Genomic DNA, 16,791 nt, shown 5'->3' with positions numbered 1-16,791 from the left:
ACGTCCTGTAAAGTTTTTTATGTTGCGGTGCAGAAACACGTTGAAAGCGAAAGGAAAACCCGGTGGCGCGTGACACTCTCACCGGCAGCCGGATCCGCGAGCGGCGGATCATGGCCGGGCTCAAGCAGGCGGATCTAGCCCGGGCCGCGGATATTTCCGCCTCGTATCTGAATCTGATCGAGCACAACCGGCGCAGAATCGGTGGAAAGCTTCTGCTGGTTCTGGCCGGTATTCTGGACGTCGAGCCGTCGCTGCTGACCGAAGGAGCCGAGGCCACCTTGATCGCGGCGCTGCGCGAGGCGGCGTCGGATCCGCGCGGCGGTTTGGCCGAACTGGACCGCGCCGATGAATTCGCCGGGCGGTTTCCCGGCTGGGCGGGTTTGCTTGCCGACAGCCGCCGCCGCATCGCGACGCTGGAACGGACGGTCGAGACCCTGACAGACCGCATGACCCACGATCCACACCTCGCGGCCTCATTGCACGAGATGCTGTCCACCGTGACCGCGATCCGCTCTGCGGCGTCGATCCTGGCGGAACCAGGAGAGATCGAGCCCGAATGGCAGCAGCGGTTTCACCGCAACATCTATGAGGACTCCGCGCGTCTTGCGGATACCAGCCGATCACTGGTGAGCTACCTGGAAGCGGCGGGCGACAGCACATCCGGGTCCAGTGTGCCGCAGGAAGAAGTGGATGCGCTGCTTGACGCACAGGGGCACCACATCCCGGCGCTCGAACGGGGCTCGGCCACGCCCGAGCAGGTCGTCGGCGAGATCGCGGCGGCAGCCTCGGAACCGGCCCGCGAGCTGCTGTTGCGCTGCCTGAGGCAATACGAATCGGACGCCGCAGAACTGCCGCTGGCGACGCTGACCGGGGCGGTGGCGCAAATCGGGCCCGATCCGATCATGCTGGCGCGCCGGTGCGGCGTCGATGCAGGGCTGGCGATGCGCCGGCTTGCCAGTCTGCCGCCAGAGGTTCTGCCCGATCCGGTGGGGCTTGCGATCTGCGATGCCTCCGGCACCCTGACCTATCGCAAGCCTCTGGCGGATTTTGCGATGCCGCGCTTCGGGGCGGGCTGTCCGCTGTGGCCGCTGTATCAGGCGTTGAACCGGCCGATGATGCCGCTGGCCCGCGATGTGGCCCAGCCCGGCCCGGCACAGCGGGTCTTTGCCGCCTACGCGATGGCGCAGCCCGCGGGTCAGGCGGGGCTGAACCGCGACCCATTGTTTCAGGCGCATATGCTGATCGTGCCCCGTCCGGGCGTCGGCACGGACGAGGTCCTGCCGGTGGGCTCGACCTGCCGGATCTGCCCGCAAACCGACTGCGAGGCCCGTCGCGAGCCGTCGATTTTGGGGCTTCGGGCGCAGATCGGCTTTTGACAGGCGGTGGCGCAGAGGTGATAAAGAACCAAAGGCCGCCAAGATGCGACAGAAAGTTGCGCAGTGCCTGTCAGGGGAGGGAATACGGGCATGCCAAAGCAGGTCCTGGTGATCGAGGATGAGCCGAACATCATCGAGGCGATCAGTTTCATTCTGTCGCGCGACGGCTGGACTGTGCGCACCCATTCCAACGGTGTCACTGCGGTCGACACCGTGCTTATGCGCAAGCCCGATGTGGTGATCCTTGATGTGATGCTGCCCGGCAAGAGCGGCTACGATATCCTGCGGGAACTGCGCGAAATGCCCGAAACCTCCGCCCTGCCGATCCTGATGCTGACGGCGCGCGGACAGGCCAAGGACCGGGAGCTGGCCGAACGGGCCGGCGTCAGCCACTTCATGACCAAACCCTTCAGCAATGCCGAGGTTCTGGACGCGGTCCGCGCCCTGGTCCCGCCGGTGGGCGGCGCGACATGACCGACCGGGGCGAGAGCGGGCGCGACGCAGGTGCGGCACCCGAGCGGATCAAGTCGCCGCTGTTCCTGCACCGGGATTCCTATCGGCGGCGCCGGATCATGGATGCCGCGCGGTTCCTGCCGGTGCTGGGGCTGCTGCTCTGGTCGGTGCCGCTGTTGTGGTCCGCCGCGCCAGAGGGGGCAGTTTCCAGTTCCGCCGCGCTGACCTACATCTTTGGCGTCTGGGCCATCCTTGCCCTGGCGGCCTTTGTCCTGTCGCTGTACCTGGGACGTGGAGAGGATGAACCCGGGAGCGGGGGATGATCACGCTCAACGTGCTGATCGCGGTCTGTCTGACCTATGTGGCGTTCCTGTTCGCCGTCGCCTTTGTTGCCGAACGCTCGGCCCTGCGGGGGCGGGTGCGTTGGCTCAAGGCGCCGATGGTCTACACCCTGTCGCTGTCGATCTACTGCACCGCCTGGACGTTTTACGGCGCGGTCGGCTCGGCGGCCCGTTCGGGGTTCGAGTACCTGACGATCTACCTTGGTCCCAGCCTTGTGATGGTGGGCTGGTGGTGGGTGCTGCGCAAACTGGTGCGGATCGGGCGCAGCCAGCGCATCACCTCGGTCGCGGATCTGATCTCGTCGCGCTATGGCAAGTCGAACCTGCTGGCCATCTGCGTCACGGTTCTCGCCGTGGTGGGCACCACCCCCTATATCGCGCTGCAACTTCAGTCGGTCACCCTCAGCTTCGAGGTCTTCGCCCAACCCGGGGTGCTGTCACCCGAGGAAGGCGCGCGCAGCTACACCGCCCTCTGGGTCGCCTTCGGTCTTGCCACGTTCACGGTGATATTCGGCACCCGCAACCTGGATGCCAATGAACGTCATCACGGCGTGGTCATGGCCATCGCCGTCGAGGCGGTGGTCAAGCTGGCGGCCCTGATGGCGGTGGGCATCTTTGTGGTCTGGGGGCTGTCGGGGGGCGCCGCGCAGACACTGGCCCGCATCGACGCCTCGGAACTCGGCCAGTGGCGGATGGACGGCGGGCGCTGGGCGGGGCTCACCCTGCTGTCCGCGGCGGCGTTCCTCTGCCTGCCCCGGATGTTCCAGGTGCTGATTGTCGAAAGCGATGACGAAGGCCACCTGCGCACCGCAAGCTGGGCCTTTCCGCTGTACCTCATGCTGATGAGCCTGTTTGTCGTGCCGATCGCGGTCGTGGGCCTGGACCTCATGCCCAGCGGTTCCAACCCCGACCTGTTCGTGCTGACCGTGCCGCTGGCCATGGGGCAGGAGGGGCTGGCGGTGCTGTCCTTTCTCGGCGGGTTCAGCTCTGCGACCTCGATGGTCATCGTCGCGGCGATTGCCCTGTCCACCATGGTGTCGAACCACATCGTCATGCCGATCTGGCTGCGGTTCACCGGCGGCGGGGCCAGCGTGTCGGGTGACGTGCGCCACGTCGTGCTGCTGTCGCGGCGGCTGTCGATCGCCGGGGTCGTGGCACTGGGCTATGTGTACTATTCGCTCTCGGGCGGGGGCACGGCGCTCGCCACCATCGGACTGGTGTCCTTTGTCGGTCTGGCACAGGTGCTGCCTGCGATGTTGGGAGGCATTTTCTGGCGGGGCGCGACACGCACCGGCGCCATGGGCGGGCTGATCACCGGATTTGCCATCTGGCTGTACACCCTGTTCCTGCCCAGCATCGGCACCGGCGCGCTGCCCGAGGCGGTCATGTCGCAGGGGCCGTTCGGCTTGGGGTGGTTGCAGCCACAGGCGTTGTTCGGGATCACCGGGCTGGATCCGCTGATGCATGCGCTGCTGTGGAGCATGGCGCTGAATGTGACGGTGTTTGTCGGCCTGTCGCTGACCAGTTTCCCGTCGCCGCTGGAGCGGTTGCAGGGCGCGCAGTTCGTCAACATCTTCGACCACTCCGGCGGCCCGCGCAGCTGGGCAGGGGGCGTGGCGCAGACCGAGGACCTGATGATCATGGCGCAGCGCATCCTCGGCGCTCGCGAGGCGCAGGCGCTGTTCGAGCGCGAAGCCCGCCGTCAGGGCGCCCGCGGGACGCTGCCCGACCCGAATCCTGGGTTTCTGGAGACGCTGGAAAAGGAACTTTCCGGCTCGGTCGGGGCCGCCACCGCCCATGCGATGGTCGGGCAGATCGTCGGCGGCACCTCGGTCTCGGTCGAGGATCTGATGGCGGTGGCCGATGAAAGTGCCCAGCTGATGGAATACTCCGCCCGGTTGGAGGCACAGTCGGACGAGCTGAGCCGGACCGCGCGTCAGGTGCGCGAGGCCAACCTGAAACTGACCCGCCTTTCGGTGCAGAAAGATGCGTTCCTGACCCAGATCAGCCACGAGTTGCGGACACCGATGACATCCATCCGGGCATTTTCCGAGATTCTGCGCGACAGCCCGGGTCTGACGGCGGCAGAGCAGAGCAGATACGCCTCGATCATCCATGACGAGGCGATCCGGCTGACACGGCTGCTGGACGACCTGCTGGACCTGAGCGTGCTCGAGAACGGCCAGGTCAACCTGAACCTGCGCCAGGGGTTGCTGGGGCAGGTGCTTGACCGGGCCGCCGCCGCCGCCAACGATGGTGGGCTGACGCTGCGCATCCGACGCGATCCGCGCGCCGAAGAGATCATGTTGATCACCGATCTCGACCGGCTGAGCCAGGTGTTCATCAACCTCATCGCCAATGCCCGCAAGTATTGCGACGCCACAAGCCCCGAGTTGACCATCGAGGTCCGCGAAGACGCAGAGCTTTTGGTGATCGACTTCATTGACAACGGCACCGGCGTCGGCATCGAGGCGCGCGACATGATCTTCGAGAAATTTGCCCGGGTGAGTGACCGGCAGGCCGGCGGCGCGGGTCTGGGGCTGGCCATCAGCCGCCAGATCATGACCCGCCTCGGCGGTGAAATAGCCTATCTGCCCGGCCATGCAGGTGCAGCATTCCGGGTGACCCTGCCGCGGAAACTTGCGATGGCCGCGCAATAAGACATTTGGTTAAAGCCCTTGGTAACCAAATCTGTTCATAAACTTTAAGAGAGACAGCCGAGAAACGGGCAGAATGCGCTATGGGTGAACCGGCACGACAGGATGTTCTGGGCCAGAAGGCCAGTGCCTCGCGCCGGGCGCTTGAATCGCGCGCCATGTCGCCGGCCAAAGCCTTGCGCCGGGCGTTGTCGCGCACGTCGGACACGCTCTGGGATCTGCCGCTGGTCACGCAGGGCGTCCAGCAGGAAGTGCTGGATCAGGATGGCAGCCTTGAACTGCTTGCCCCCGGGGCGCTGGTGCTGTTGCTCGAGGGGCCGGACGGTGTGCGCGGGCTTGCCTCGGTCGATCGCGAGGTCATGACCGCCCTGATCGAGGTCCAGACCATTTCCAGGGTCACGCGCATGCCGATCGAGGACCGGGCCCTGACGCCCACCGATGCCGCGATGATGGCGCCGCTGATCGACGGCACATTCGAACGGTTCGAGGCCAATCTGGCGGGCCATCCGGATCTCGGACAGCTCGGCGGCTATCGCTATGGCGCTCTGGTCGAAGATGCCCGGACCGCTGGCCTGCTGCTTGAGGCGGCATCGTTCCGCACCTTTCGCATCACGGTTGATCTGGCCACCGGGACGCGCCGGGGCGAGATACTGTTCATTCTGCCGGTGCGCGCGGCGGAGGTTGCCGAAGCCGCGCCCGACTCTGCGCAACCTGGCCGTCACGAACAGCGCATGATGCTGGTGCCGGCAAGGATCGAAGCGGTGCTGGCCCGCATCAGAATGCCGCTCAGCCGCGCGAGCGCGCTGCGCCCCGGCGATCTGCTGGAACTGCCCGTTTCGGCGTTGAACAGCGCCGAGCTGATCGTGGGGCGGGGCCATGGGCTGGCTTTTGGTCGGCTGGGGCAGATGAACGGGTTCCGCGCAATCCGGCTTCAGCCGCCAAAGACCCTGAGCCAGGATCCGGGAACGACCGTGACCGCTGCGGCAGAAACGCCGACGCCGCCAGCACCACAGCAGGCCGCTTTGGCCCGGAACGTGGTGGCGGGACCGATGGCACAGTCCACCCCACCGGACGACATCGGGGACTTGCCGGACCTGCCACCGCTGGATTTTGACTAAGAATTCAGCAGCGGCGACGAGTTTTCCGCTGATCCCGGCGGGGCGGGTGACGATGGTGGCGACTATTCACCGGGCGCCGGGTGGAGTGACCCGTAACCCGACCACACCCCCAGGGGCCGGAGCCCGCCCGGGAGATCGTGACCGCAGTCAGCCCCGGCTCAGACTGTCCAGTGTCGGGCGCAGGCCTTCAAGGTCATAACCCGCCGCTGACACGCTCCGCAGGATGGTGTCGGTGTCCTGCTTGCCCGCCTGTCCAAGCGCCCAGACAACCGAACAGCGTGTCCCCGAGGCGCAGTAGGCCAGAACCGGGCCATCGGCGGCCTGCACATAGGCCATCTGCTGCGCAATGTTTTCGGGAGTCATCGTCTGATGCGTCAGGGGCAACACCCGAAAGGTGAGCCCCGCCTCAGTGACGGCAGCCTCGATCACGTCGGCCTGAAAGCTCCGCGGCACCTCGCCGTCGGGGCGGTTGCAGATCACGGTTGTGATCCCCGCCTCTTTGAGGGTCGCGACATCCTCGACGCTGATCTGCGGCGAGACGTGGTATTTCGGGGTGATCTGACGGATGTCCATACGCTTCAATTACTCTGCCGGAACGGTGCTGTCCAGATAGGAGCGGGCCCTGGGGGCCAGCCACATTCCGGCCAGCATCGCCAGCACGAAAACCACGAGCGGCGCGCCGCCATAGCTGAGCGCCGCGATGGCGGGACCAGGACACAATCCGGCAAGACCCCAGCCCATTCCGAACATCACCGACCCGGTGACAAGCCTGCGGTCGAGCCGGGGCGTGGGCGGCGCGGGAAAGCGGCCGCCTGCCAGCGGTTCGGCGCGGCGCTGCGCCAGTCGCCAGGCGAGGGACATCGGCACGATGGCACCGCCCATCACAAAGGCCAGCGTCGGATCCCAGTTTCCGAAGATGTCGAGAAACCCCTGAACCTTGGCCGTGTCCGTCATGCCGGACAGATGCAGGCCGATGCCGAAAAGGCTGCCTGCGATGAAGGCAAAAAGCATACGCATGTCAGACGATCCCCAGCAGATGGCGGAACAGCACCACGGTGAAGACCCCGGCGGCGATGTAGATACAGGTGGCGACGAGACCGCGCAGGCTCAGCCGTGAAATACCGCAGACGCCGTGCCCCGAGGTGCAGCCGTTGGCGAGGCGTGTACCGATACCGACCAGCAGTCCGGCGATGACCAGAACCGCAAGATTGCCGGTGATATGGGTCGCAACCGCGCCAAACATCAGCGTCAGCAGAAATGGGAGAGTGACGACGCCGGCAAGAAAGCTCAGCCGCTCTCCACCGGTGGCGTGGCCCGATCCGTCGACAAGGCCGCCGATGATGCCGCTTGCCCCCATGATCCTTCCGTTGGCCAGCAGATACACCGCCCCGCCAGAGCCGATGAGCAGTCCGCCCAGCAGACCCCAGATCCAGTCAATTTCCATGTCGTGTCCTTCGATCGTTGATCCCGGTAGGCGGGCAGGTGACCAGCATTGGCAAGAGCGTCGTGAAGAAATTTACGCGTATAAGTTGCGGAGTGTCAGGTGCCGGATGGCGATCCCCCGGCGAACCAGAAGACCAGCCAGCCTGGCCGAATCTGAAGGTTTCCTATGGCTCCTGCCGTTACGGATCCGGTTCTGGTTGCTCTGCGGCATCTGCTTGCAACCGCTGATTATATGGCGATGCGCGAGATTTCGAGAAACATATACAGTTGCATGAATGTGTTTCAACCCCGCTGCACATGTTTTCAGCACGTAAGTAAAATTATAGGCAAAACACTGCCGCTGCTGAGGCAGTGCGACAATAAATCTGCGACTAAAGTCTTGATCGACTCGCCGTCACAGCGCAAACTGCTACACACGTAAAAGGAGTGCGGCCGGAGGAGGCGGCCGGACTTCTGAACCGATGGACAGGGGGCCGGGCCGCCAGCCTTTTGCCACGTCCCGGCTGCATCGCGGCAGCTGGACAATCGGCAATGGCGCGCCAGTTCGACCGGCTCTTGTTCGAACGACTGCCACGTCCTGGGGAGGGTATACATGAGCAGACAAACTTTGGAGCGCCGCATCGAGGCGCTGGAATCCGATATTTCCGGGGCTGATGCTCAAACGCGGCATGAGATGATTGCGCGTTTGAAACGTGTGGTGCTGACGTTGGACATCGGACGCCCGGCGGCGCAGCGCAGGGCCGGACGCAGCAACCAGATCAGCCGGGATGAGTTGGCAGAGGACATCTTTGACAACATGCCGATCTGACCGACGGGCGTGCCCGGCGTCAGAATGCTTGCCTAACGCCGCCCTTTGACATCTAATGTTCTGCAAACGCGTGATTTAATCGCGGGATCCGAAGCCTGGGCCTGACCGCCCGGGATCAGAGGAGGCAGGTGCATGAGCGAGTCAGTGATCTACACCGTTCGTGATGGCGTGGCGTTTCTGGCCGTATCCAATCCGCCGGTCAACGCCCTGTCCCATGCCGTGCGCAAAGCCTTGCGCGCGGCGCTGGACCGGGCGGCGGCCGAGACCGGGGTTCAGGAAATTGTCCTGATCGGGCAAGGCCGCAGCTTTCCGGCCGGCGCGGATATCAATGAATTCGACACCAAGCCCGGGGATCCCAGCATCGCCGAGCTTTGTGCTTGTGTCGAAGCCAGTGAAAAGCCGGTTGTCGCGGCGATTCACGGCACCGCATTGGGCGGCGGATTCGAACTTGCGCTTGCGGCCCACTACCGGGTTGCCCATGCCGCTGCCCGGGTCGGTCTGCCCGAAGTGCGGCTGGGCCTTTTGCCCGGTGCCGGAGGCACGCAACGGGTGCCGCGGATCCTCGGCGCAAAGCTCGCCCTGGACATGTTGCTGAGCGGCCAGGCCTACCCGGTCAGCGCCGCGCCGGGGCAATTGTTCGTCGACGTGCAGACCGAAGGGGATCTGACGCAGGCGGCGTATGATGTTTGCCACCGTTTGCGCCGCGAGGGCATCGGGCCAAGACGCAGCCGGGACATCCGCAAGGGGTTGGCCGACCCGCTGGCGTATCAGGCCGAGGTGACGCTCCGACGCAGCCAGGCGGACGCTCAGCCCGAGCAGGCGCGCCGCGAAATTGTCGATGCGGTCGAAGCGGCTCTGCTGCTGCCGTTCGACGCCGGGTTGGCCTTTGAACAGGACTGTTTCGAACGCCTCGTCGCATCGGACCAGTCCAAGGCGCTGCGGCACAGGTTCTTTGCCGAGCGCCGGGCCGGTAAATTCCGGTATCTTCAGGACGCAAAGCCGCCCGAGATTGGCAGCATCGCGGTGCTCGGGGGCGGCCCGCTTGCGGTTCAGCTGGTGGTGTCCGGTTTGCAGGCGGGTCTGACCGTCTGCTGGGGCACCCGTGATCCTGCGCCATTGCGCGATGGAGTTGCACAGGTGCACAAGGCATTGCGCCAGTCTGTGTCCCGCGGTGCGCTGTCCCAGGTCCGGGCCGATGACTGTCTGGCCCGACTGCGCCAGGGGGGCAGCGCCGAGATGGCCGCAGAAGCGGACATGATCCTGCACGCGGCCCGGGGGCAGGGCGATGTCCCCGCGCCGCCGGAAACGGTGCGCGCGGTGGTCATGCCCGGACGCGTCGACCAGTTGGGCTTGCGCTTTGCGCGTCCGCTGGGCGGCACCCGTCTGGTCGAAGTGGTGCAGGGCCCGGAGGCCACGCCACAGCAGGTCGCCGCCGGTCTTGGCCTCGCGCGGCGTCTGGGCAAGGTGCCGGTTCAGGTCCGGTCATCCGGCGCCAGCGTTCTTGACCGGCTTTGGGCGACCTACCACCGGGCAGCGGATGCGCTGGTCGACATCGGCCACAGCCCTTATGCAGTGGACGCGGCGTTGCGATCCTGGGGGTGGGCGCAGGTGCCGTTCGAAATGCGCGATGCCGTCGGTCTCGGGGCGCTGGCGGCGCAGCCCCGTGCAGGCGGGGGCGTGAACTGGTCCGCCGTAATGATGGACATGGGACGCGGGGGGCGGGAAGTGCTTGCCGGGTTTTACGCCTATCCCGACATGGCGACGACACCGGTGCATGATCGACAGGTGATTGATCTGATCAACGAAAAGAGGGGGGCAACAGCGGTTCCGGACCCTGACGGCATTGCCGATCTGATGGTCGCGGCCCTGGCAAACGAAGGCGCGCGGATGATGGCCGAAGGCATGGTTTCGCGCCCCGGCGACGTTGATGTCGTGGCGATGCTGGGGCAGGGGTTCCCACGCTGGCGCGGCGGGCCGATGAAAGCTGCGGGGCTGTTCGGTCTGGCACGGCTGCGACGCATGCTGCGGGATGTGGAGCATCCGGACACGGACTTCTGGACGCCACAGCCGGTATTTGACCAGCTCATCAAGAACGGTCAGGACTTTGACGCGCTGGACCGTGCCTAACCGAGGAAGATCCCGAGGATCACCATCATCAACCCGATCACTGACAGGCCAAGTGCGCCAAAATTCCAGGGCAGAACCTTCTGCACGGCGCCGCGCAGAGCCTCGTCGGACAGGCCCGCACGGCGGGCACGGGCCACCTTGACGATGCACCAGACAAGACCGGCAAGACCCAGCATCGACAGCGCGGCCCCCGACCAGATGAGACTATCCATAATGCTGCCTTTCGCCTGCGGAACACCAGTCGCGGTAATTCATTGCCACGTCTGCCGCAACCCCTTGATGGGCCCGGCACTGCGCGCTATCGAAGGGCCAACCCGCCAGGAGAGAGCAGATGAGTGACGAACAGGCAGATGCAACATACCGTGTGACAGCCGATGAACTGCGCCAGTTTATTGAGCGTATCGAACGGCTTGATCAGGAAAAGAAGGACATCGCCGAGCAGCAGAAAGAGGTGATGGCCGAGGCAAAGGGCCGTGGCTACGACACCAAGGTCATCCGCAAGGTGATTGCCCTGCGCAAGCGCGAACCCGATGACATTGCCGAGGAAGAGGCCGTCATGGAAATGTACAAGCAGGCGCTTGGCATGGCTTGAAACGGCCTGTTCAGGCCCGTTGTTCCAACTATGGCCCGGGTGTTCGGTCGCATCGGGCCGCTTGGCGTCAGCTTCCGAACCGGCGCCTTTCATCGTCCAGCGTGCGCGGCGGCTGGCGTGCCGCCCGCAGGCTGGTGGCGATGTCCTCGCCCGCCGTTGCACCTGATGTGATCCGCGCCATGCTGTAGGTCGGCACCTGGCTGACACCCTCAAGCGCGGCGCGTGCAAGCGATTGCACCGCCAGCATCAGCCCCTGTGCGGCCAGAACCCCTGTCCCGGCGGCCGGCGTCCCGCTGGCAATCTGGGCGCAGGCTTCGCGGCTTTGCGAAATGTATGTCCGGCAGATCAGCGGTCGGGCGTCATAGGCGCGGCAGGTGCGGGTCAGCGGATCCAGCGCGGCGCAGGCCCGAGGATGCCAGTCCCGACCGTCCGGCGCGCCGACCACGGGCGCCAGCGCCGCGTGCAACTGCCGGGCCTCGGCCTCGGCGATGACTCCGCCGTCACGTCCCGACAGGATGCAGCAAAAGGCGCAGCCTGCCGCACAGGCCGCCGACTCCAATGGCCCTCCGGGCCGGGTGGCCAGCTGCTGCAGATCGGAGCCTGCGATGCGCAACGCCGGCACACCGCTGCGCAGGGTCCGGACCAATTCGTCAAACGGCACGGCGTGGGCGGCGGCGGTGTCGAGATAGACCAGAAGCAGTTTGCGCGCCCGTTCCGTCAGCGCGGTCTCGCCGCCCCTGAGCCGCACCGACGAGATGCGCGCGCGCAGCGAAGAATGATCGTTTGGTCTGGCAGCGGTGCGTTTCATGTTTCTGACTATGGCCGCGGCGTCGTGAATGGCAAGGTCCGGTCATCGGTGCCTGGCCCGCAGCCCGCGGAAACATCCCGCCATCAAGCAATCGGGCACTGCGTCCTGCCTTCACCGGGGGCAAATATCCCGGGGGGCAGCGCCCCCGGACCACTTATGTCACGGGGTGATCAGGGTGACGTCGGGAATGTCGCCGATGTCCTGCATGTCTTCCTCGTAAATTTCGGTGAGCCTGTCCACGTAGGCCGCGTCCCATCCGGGCAGATCGAGCTCTTCTTCGATGGCATCCTGAATGGCGAACTTGTCGAGGAAGGCCACCATGACCCGGCGCTTTTGCCTTTCCGAGATGTCGGGATGGTCCTTGAGATAGGCGCGGAACCGGTGCATGCCTTCCGGAGACATGATGTCCTGAAGCAGATCGAACGCGCCGCTGATCTTGCGGTCAGGCGCGACTCCGGCCATGTCCCGCAGCAGCTGGCCCCAGATCAACGGCGTGTCTTCGTTGCTCCACAATGTGATCGGCAGGGTCGGATGGGCCGCACGCAGACGCCGGATCAGATGTGACCAGCGAAGGTGCAACGGGTCGACCCCGTTGAGAAAGTCGGCAAGACGGTCATCCGGGGTCTGGTGAAACACCGCCGGAATGAAGGTCGCCGGATTGCGCAGCCCGAGAAACAGCACGATCCGATCGCCGCGAAAGAGTTGCTGCATCGCTGCGATCCGTGCCTCGGCATGGCGATAGAAGCGGCCTCCGCCGAACACCAGTTTCGGCACCGAAAACAGGTTCTCGTGGCTAAGAACCAGCCTGTCCACGGCATCGGGATCGGTGCTGAGGATGGCATCAAGAAGCACGTCGCGCGCCTGCTCGGTCGGACCCTGAGGGCCCAGCGAGTTGATCGCTTCGGACAGCAGCCGCCGGTAACGGCCGGGTCCGGGAACCGCCACACCGTCCGCGCGGAAATCGTCGGCGTTGCGCAGCAGACCCTTGAGCAGCCTGTCGTCGTCCGTGGCGTGAACGCCAGTGTGTAGGATCACCTGCATCGGGGGTCTTTTTGTTGCCTGAGCCCTGCACTATAAGCCGTTTCACGCCATGTGAAACCGCTTTTGCACCGGAGCCGTCTGCCCATGTCCGCGACCGATACACCCGCGCGCCCGCCGCTGGACGCGCGGCGCTTTTCCCGGCTCTTGCCGAGTCCGTGGTCGCTGGGGGCCGTGCTGATCGCGGCCACCGTCGTGGCGCCGATCCTTGCCGTTGTCTGGATCGCGTTCTTTCCCTCGGACAACATCTGGCCGCACCTGATTTCGACCACGCTGCCACGCTACCTGCAAAGCACGGCCATCCTGATGGCGTCGGTGGGGGCACTGGCGGCGGTGGTGGGCACCGGCGCCGCCTGGATGGTCTGTCGCTACGACTTTCCGGGGCGTCGCTGGCTGGAATGGCTGCTGCTGCTGCCGCTGGCGATTCCGGCCTATCTGGGGGCCTATGCGCTGGTGGATTTCCTGGAATACGCCGGCCCGGTGCAGACGCTGTTGCGCGCCACCTTCGGCTGGACGTCGGCGCGCGACTACTGGTTCCCCGAAGTGCGCTCGATGGGGGCCGCGGTTCTGGTGCTGGGGGCGGCGCTCTATCCCTATGTCTACCTGCTGGCACGCGCGGCCTTCCGCGAGCAGTCGGGCAGCGCCGAAGAGGTTGCCCAGTCGCTGGGGGCAGGGGCCTGGGGGCGGTTCTTTCGCGTCGGGCTGCCGCTGGCGCGACCGGCCATCGCCGCCGGGGTGGCCATCGTGATGATGGAAAGCGTCAACGATTTCGGCACGGTCGATTATTTCGCGGTCCAGACCCTGACCACCGGCATTTTCAGCGTCTGGCTGCAAAGCGGCAATGCCGGCGGGGCTGCGCAGATCGCCTGCGTGGTTCTGGTGCTGGTTATCTTGCTGGTCACGCTGGAAAAATCCAGTCGCCGACGGATGCGGTTCTTCAACCTCTCGTCGCGCCACCGTCCGGTGCTGCGCCGGCGCCTGACCGGCGGTGCGGGATGGTTGGCCATGGGCCTTTGCGCCGTGCCGTTCCTGGCCGGATTCCTGCTGCCGGCCGGGGTGATCCTCGGGCACGCGCTGGACAATGCCGCCCTCTGGAGCGATCCGGCGCTGATCGCCGCGATGCGCAACACCCTGACCGTCGGCGGCATCGCGGCGCTGATCACCGTGGCGGGGGGGATTTTCCTGGTCTATGGCGTGCGTTTGTCAGGCCGTCAGATACCGCGGTTGCTGCTGCCGATCACGACCATCGGCTATGCGGCGCCGGGAGCGGTGCTGGGGATCGGCATCCTCATCCCGCTGGCCGGAGTTGATCACGCGATGGCGGATCTGGTGGAACGTCTGACAGGCTGGGATATCGGCCTGGTGCTCACCGGGTCAGCCTTTGCGCTGGTGCTGGCTTATTGCGTGCGCTTCTTCGCCATCGCTCAGGGTGCGGCGGATGCGGCGATGGGCCGGGTTTCGCCCAACCTGGCGCTGGCCGCGCGGTCGCTGGGCCGCTCCCAGGGGCAGACGCTGGGGGCGGTGTACTACCCGCTGATCCGGGCCTCGGTCGCCTCGGCGTTGCTGCTGGTCTTTGTGGATTGCGTCAAGGAGCTGCCGGCGACACTGCTGCTGCGGCCGTTCAACTTCGAGACCCTTGCGACCCGGGTACACGAGCAGGCCAGTCTGGAAAACATCGGAGGCGCTGCCCCTCCGGCAATCCTGGTCATTCTCGTCGGCCTCTGCGCGGTCGGACTTCTGGCGCGCGCAAACCGGTAAAAATTCTCTTGCACAGGGTTTGCTGTCTGAGTATTGCTGCCGCCAAAGTGCCCCTATAGCTCAGCTGGTAGAGCAACTGATTTGTAATCAGTAGGTCCGCGGTTCGAGTCCGTGTGGGGGCACCATTTAATTCTCGCAAGCGATTGATTTTGCTAGAGAATTGCTGAGGCCACATTTGGTTGATCCCCCCAATTATCCACCCTATGAGCGTTGATGCCTGCCGGATTGAACGACTGTATCGAATCCCCCAGGCTGTGCGATTGTCGGCCCAGCCGCAGACAACACTTGCGCGTCATGGTTCTCGGCAAGTCATCGGTTTTCCTCGCGTAGTGACCGGAAATAAATCGGTGCGCCGCGTCTCTTAGCGCAACTCGGACCAAAAAAATCCAAAATGCGTTCTCTTTTATAGTCGGGAAATTCGCAGCTCACGAATGAAGCGTCGGCCCCCCTTGAATTGCCTAATGAGGGAAATTTATCCGCCGCGTTCGGCCCGCCATCGCGCCCACCGTTTTTGCTGGGCTTCAGCCACCCGTGCCTTACCCTCGGGCGTCAGGGGGCCTGTGCTTCGTCCGCCGTGAAAGCGACAGCGCCGCCGCCCAGGTTCGGACAATGCACGGCAAGGCGTGCCCTTCAGGGTTTTTGCTCTGCACCGCACGCGGCGCGATGCTTTGGGCATGGGCCCCGATTTTAGTAAATCCCCACCCCGCTCGCGCATAGGGTGCAACAAAAAAAACGCGCAGGCCGCAACCCACCCACCGCCCCCTGATACCCAAGCCCGAGCGCAGCCAACAGGCAGCGCGGTGACCATCCGCAAAGGTCGAGCTGTGGTGTCGCTTCCCAATATCGCACCGCCGTTTCGCCTGTGCCAGCTTTGAGCGCCAGTGCCCGCCGCGACAGTCCGAGCCGTTCGCGGTGTTCCTTGAGTTCGGCCCCGGTCACGTTTTTGCCCTCGCGTTTGTCGGCTTGGTCAGGTCTTTGGCCACATCGGTTCCAGCGTATGATGTGCCTTGTGTCTGGACGCCCAACTATGGGCAGCCCGGCGATAACAAACATATCACGCCTTGGCCAATGCGGCTATCACTTGGCGAACCGCCCGCCCTCAACGATGCGGGCCTGCCCCAGCGCGGTAAGGCTTTGCAGCAAAGGCTGCACGGTTGTGGCGCGGCCCCGTTTGAATTGGCGGGCCACCTGTTCGGGGGTTGCCTCGCCTAGGTCGGACAGGGCTTCGCGGACGGCGGCGATCTGGTCTGGCAGGGATTGGGGAAAGGCGGGTTTGGCGGCAGTGTCGCGGGGGTCAAGGTCCATCGCGCCCTGGGTGTCGCGGGCTTCGGCGGCGTGGCCTGCCGGGTTCTGATACTCGGGGCGTAGCCAGCGGACGATGCCCTGGGCCTCTTCCGCCGCGCGGGCGCGGTTTAGGTTCACCAGGCGGTGCAGGATGTCGTCGTCGGACAGGTCGGCGGGCCAGCCATAGGCTTCGGCCACCGCGGCGTCGATGCGGTCGTGAATGTCGCGCAAAAAGCCGATCAGGCCCTGATCATAAATCTCGCGATCCCTGCCTTCGACCCGTTCGCCGGTCCTGTCATTGGCACGCAACTTTTCGAGCACGTTGTACATCTGGGTCAGGGTCAGCTTGGGGTGCGCGGCCTGCTGCGCTTTGCGAAAAGCGTCAAGCTCTTCGCAAAGGGCGCGGAGATGGATTTTCTGTTGCTCGGTGAGGGTAGGGAAGGGGAAGGAGCCGAAGGTAACGGACTTGTTGTACCTTGGTCGATCCTCCAGCGTGCCGCCTGACTTCAAAGCCCATAACAGGTGAGATTTAGACGATAGTACGGTTAAAATAGAACTGTCATCCAATCGGCGTTGTTGCGCAACTCGCGCTTGAGGGGTGACAGCCCCTTGCCCCACTGACGTCATGCCACACGGACGATCTCGGCGGTGCCGAGGGCGTTGAAGCGGTTCATAAGGGCGATGCGGATGTGGATTTCGGCGGTCTGGCGGTCGGGGTCTCTTGCCATGATGCGCTCGCCGAAGGCTTTCAGGCAGCGCATCCTCGCCTCGATGCGGCTGCGGGCGTGGTATCCCGTCCAGCGTTTCCAGAAGGCCCTGCCGTTCGATGATGGCCTTGCGGCAGCGGCGCGTGTCACAGGCGCCGTCGGCGGTGACGCTGGCGATCTGCTCTGCCTCTGGGATCTGGCCGAGCAGATCGGGCAGCACGGGACTGTCGCCGTCGCGGCTGGGGGTGAACTCCACGGCACGGATGCCGGATGTGGCCGGG

General features: G+C 65.1%; 17 protein-coding genes, 1 tRNA gene and 1 pseudogene. 10 read left to right on the top strand and 9 right to left on the bottom strand.

The genetic code is table 11. The features are described from left to right. Window positions 1-62 precede the first annotated feature (62 nt). The 5 genes from FOY53_RS07255 to FOY53_RS07235 all read left to right on the top strand — a co-directional run bounded on the left by FOY53_RS07255 (window position 63) and on the right by FOY53_RS07235 (window position 5,945). The gene (locus FOY53_RS07255) at window positions 63-1,376 is read left to right on the top strand and encodes a helix-turn-helix domain-containing protein (RefSeq protein ID WP_146587248.1); all 1,314 of its coding nucleotides are present in this window, start codon (window positions 63-65) and stop codon (window positions 1,374-1,376) included. 90 nt (window positions 1,377-1,466) lie between these two features. Next, window positions 1,467-1,850, top strand: a complete 384-nt coding sequence (locus FOY53_RS07250; RefSeq protein ID WP_146587246.1) for a response regulator transcription factor — start codon at window positions 1,467-1,469, stop codon at window positions 1,848-1,850. Further along, window positions 1,847-2,152, top strand: a complete 306-nt coding sequence (locus FOY53_RS07245; RefSeq protein ID WP_146587244.1) for a hypothetical protein — start codon at window positions 1,847-1,849, stop codon at window positions 2,150-2,152. The genes FOY53_RS07250 and FOY53_RS07245 overlap by 4 nt, the downstream gene beginning before the upstream one ends. Then, complete coding sequence (locus FOY53_RS07240; protein WP_146587242.1) at window positions 2,149-4,830, top strand: ATP-binding protein; 2,682 nt, start codon at window positions 2,149-2,151, stop codon at window positions 4,828-4,830. The genes FOY53_RS07245 and FOY53_RS07240 overlap by 4 nt, the downstream gene beginning before the upstream one ends. Window positions 4,831-4,910: 80 nt before the next feature. Beyond that, on the top strand, window positions 4,911-5,945 hold the full coding sequence (locus FOY53_RS07235; protein ID WP_146587240.1) for a FliM/FliN family flagellar motor C-terminal domain-containing protein: 1,035 nt from the start codon (window positions 4,911-4,913) through the stop codon (window positions 5,943-5,945). A 147-nt stretch (window positions 5,946-6,092) separates the two neighbouring features. Here FOY53_RS07235 and FOY53_RS07230 read toward each other — a convergent pair whose 3' ends face one another. The 3 genes from FOY53_RS07230 to FOY53_RS07220 are packed head-to-tail and all read right to left on the bottom strand — an operon-like array spanning window position 6,093 to window position 7,389. Then, on the bottom strand, window positions 6,093-6,518 hold the full coding sequence (locus FOY53_RS07230; RefSeq protein ID WP_146587238.1) for a protein tyrosine phosphatase family protein: 426 nt from the start codon (window positions 6,516-6,518) through the stop codon (window positions 6,093-6,095). Between the two features lie 9 nt (window positions 6,519-6,527). Continuing rightward, a complete protein-coding gene (locus tag FOY53_RS07225) occupies window positions 6,528-6,962 on the bottom strand; it encodes a YeeE/YedE family protein (RefSeq protein WP_146587236.1) in 435 nt (144 codons plus the stop codon). Window position 6,963: 1 nt separating this feature from the next. After that, a complete protein-coding gene (locus FOY53_RS07220; RefSeq protein ID WP_146587234.1) occupies window positions 6,964-7,389 on the bottom strand; it encodes a YeeE/YedE family protein in 426 nt (141 codons plus the stop codon). Between the two features lie 591 nt (window positions 7,390-7,980). On the opposite strand from FOY53_RS07220, the gene FOY53_RS07215 reads away from it, so the two are divergent. Together FOY53_RS07215 and FOY53_RS07210 are read left to right on the top strand one after the other, a co-directional pair. Further along, the gene (locus FOY53_RS07215) at window positions 7,981-8,196 is read left to right on the top strand and encodes a hypothetical protein (RefSeq protein ID WP_146587232.1); all 216 of its coding nucleotides are present in this window, start codon (window positions 7,981-7,983) and stop codon (window positions 8,194-8,196) included. Between the two features lie 132 nt (window positions 8,197-8,328). Further along, window positions 8,329-10,323, top strand: coding sequence for an enoyl-CoA hydratase-related protein (locus FOY53_RS07210; RefSeq protein WP_146587230.1), 1,995 nt, complete (start codon window positions 8,329-8,331; stop codon window positions 10,321-10,323). On the opposite strand, the gene FOY53_RS07205 is transcribed toward FOY53_RS07210, so the two are convergent. Continuing rightward, complete coding sequence (locus tag FOY53_RS07205; protein ID WP_186766540.1) at window positions 10,320-10,535, bottom strand: hypothetical protein; 216 nt, start codon at window positions 10,533-10,535, stop codon at window positions 10,320-10,322. The two genes, FOY53_RS07210 and FOY53_RS07205, sit on opposite strands and share 4 nt — an antisense overlap. A gap of 119 nt (window positions 10,536-10,654) precedes the next feature. Between FOY53_RS07205 and FOY53_RS07200 the strand changes: the two genes are divergently transcribed. After that, window positions 10,655-10,915, top strand: coding sequence for a DUF2312 domain-containing protein (locus FOY53_RS07200; protein ID WP_146587226.1), 261 nt, complete (start codon window positions 10,655-10,657; stop codon window positions 10,913-10,915). Window positions 10,916-10,982: 67 nt separating this feature from the next. Here FOY53_RS07200 and FOY53_RS07195 read toward each other — a convergent pair whose 3' ends face one another. Together FOY53_RS07195 and FOY53_RS07190 are read right to left on the bottom strand one after the other, a co-directional pair. Next, a complete protein-coding gene (locus FOY53_RS07195; protein ID WP_146587224.1) occupies window positions 10,983-11,723 on the bottom strand; it encodes a YkgJ family cysteine cluster protein in 741 nt (246 codons plus the stop codon). A 159-nt stretch (window positions 11,724-11,882) separates the two neighbouring features. Next, window positions 11,883-12,764, bottom strand: coding sequence for a hypothetical protein (locus tag FOY53_RS07190; protein ID WP_146587222.1), 882 nt, complete (start codon window positions 12,762-12,764; stop codon window positions 11,883-11,885). 84 nt (window positions 12,765-12,848) lie between these two features. On the opposite strand from FOY53_RS07190, the gene FOY53_RS07185 reads away from it, so the two are divergent. Both FOY53_RS07185 and FOY53_RS07180 read left to right on the top strand, forming a co-directional pair. Continuing rightward, entirely contained in the window at window positions 12,849-14,519 is a 1,671-nt protein-coding gene (locus tag FOY53_RS07185; protein ID WP_146587220.1) for an ABC transporter permease, read from the top strand. Between the two features lie 49 nt (window positions 14,520-14,568). Continuing rightward, window positions 14,569-14,644: transfer RNA gene (locus FOY53_RS07180), tRNA-Thr, on the top strand. Window positions 14,645-14,991: 347 nt separating this feature from the next. On the opposite strand, the gene FOY53_RS24130 is transcribed toward FOY53_RS07180, so the two are convergent. The 3 genes and pseudogenes from FOY53_RS24130 to FOY53_RS07170 all read right to left on the bottom strand — a co-directional run. Continuing rightward, window positions 14,992-15,195, bottom strand: a complete 204-nt coding sequence (locus FOY53_RS24130) for an HGGxSTG domain-containing protein (RefSeq protein WP_369333833.1) — start codon at window positions 15,193-15,195, stop codon at window positions 14,992-14,994. A gap of 401 nt (window positions 15,196-15,596) precedes the next feature. Then, window positions 15,597-16,313, bottom strand: coding sequence for an RNA-binding protein (locus FOY53_RS07175; RefSeq protein ID WP_246107320.1), 717 nt, complete (start codon window positions 16,311-16,313; stop codon window positions 15,597-15,599). 113 nt (window positions 16,314-16,426) lie between these two features. Beyond that, window positions 16,427-16,791 (bottom strand): annotated as a pseudogene (locus FOY53_RS07170) (transposase); the annotation flags it as partial.

It is taken from the genome of Puniceibacterium confluentis (assembly GCF_007923445.1).
Classification (GTDB): Bacteria; Pseudomonadota; Alphaproteobacteria; order Rhodobacterales; family Rhodobacteraceae; genus Puniceibacterium; species Puniceibacterium confluentis.
Note: the sequence above shows the minus strand (reverse complement) of the source record. Positions and strands in the feature narration are given on the sequence as shown.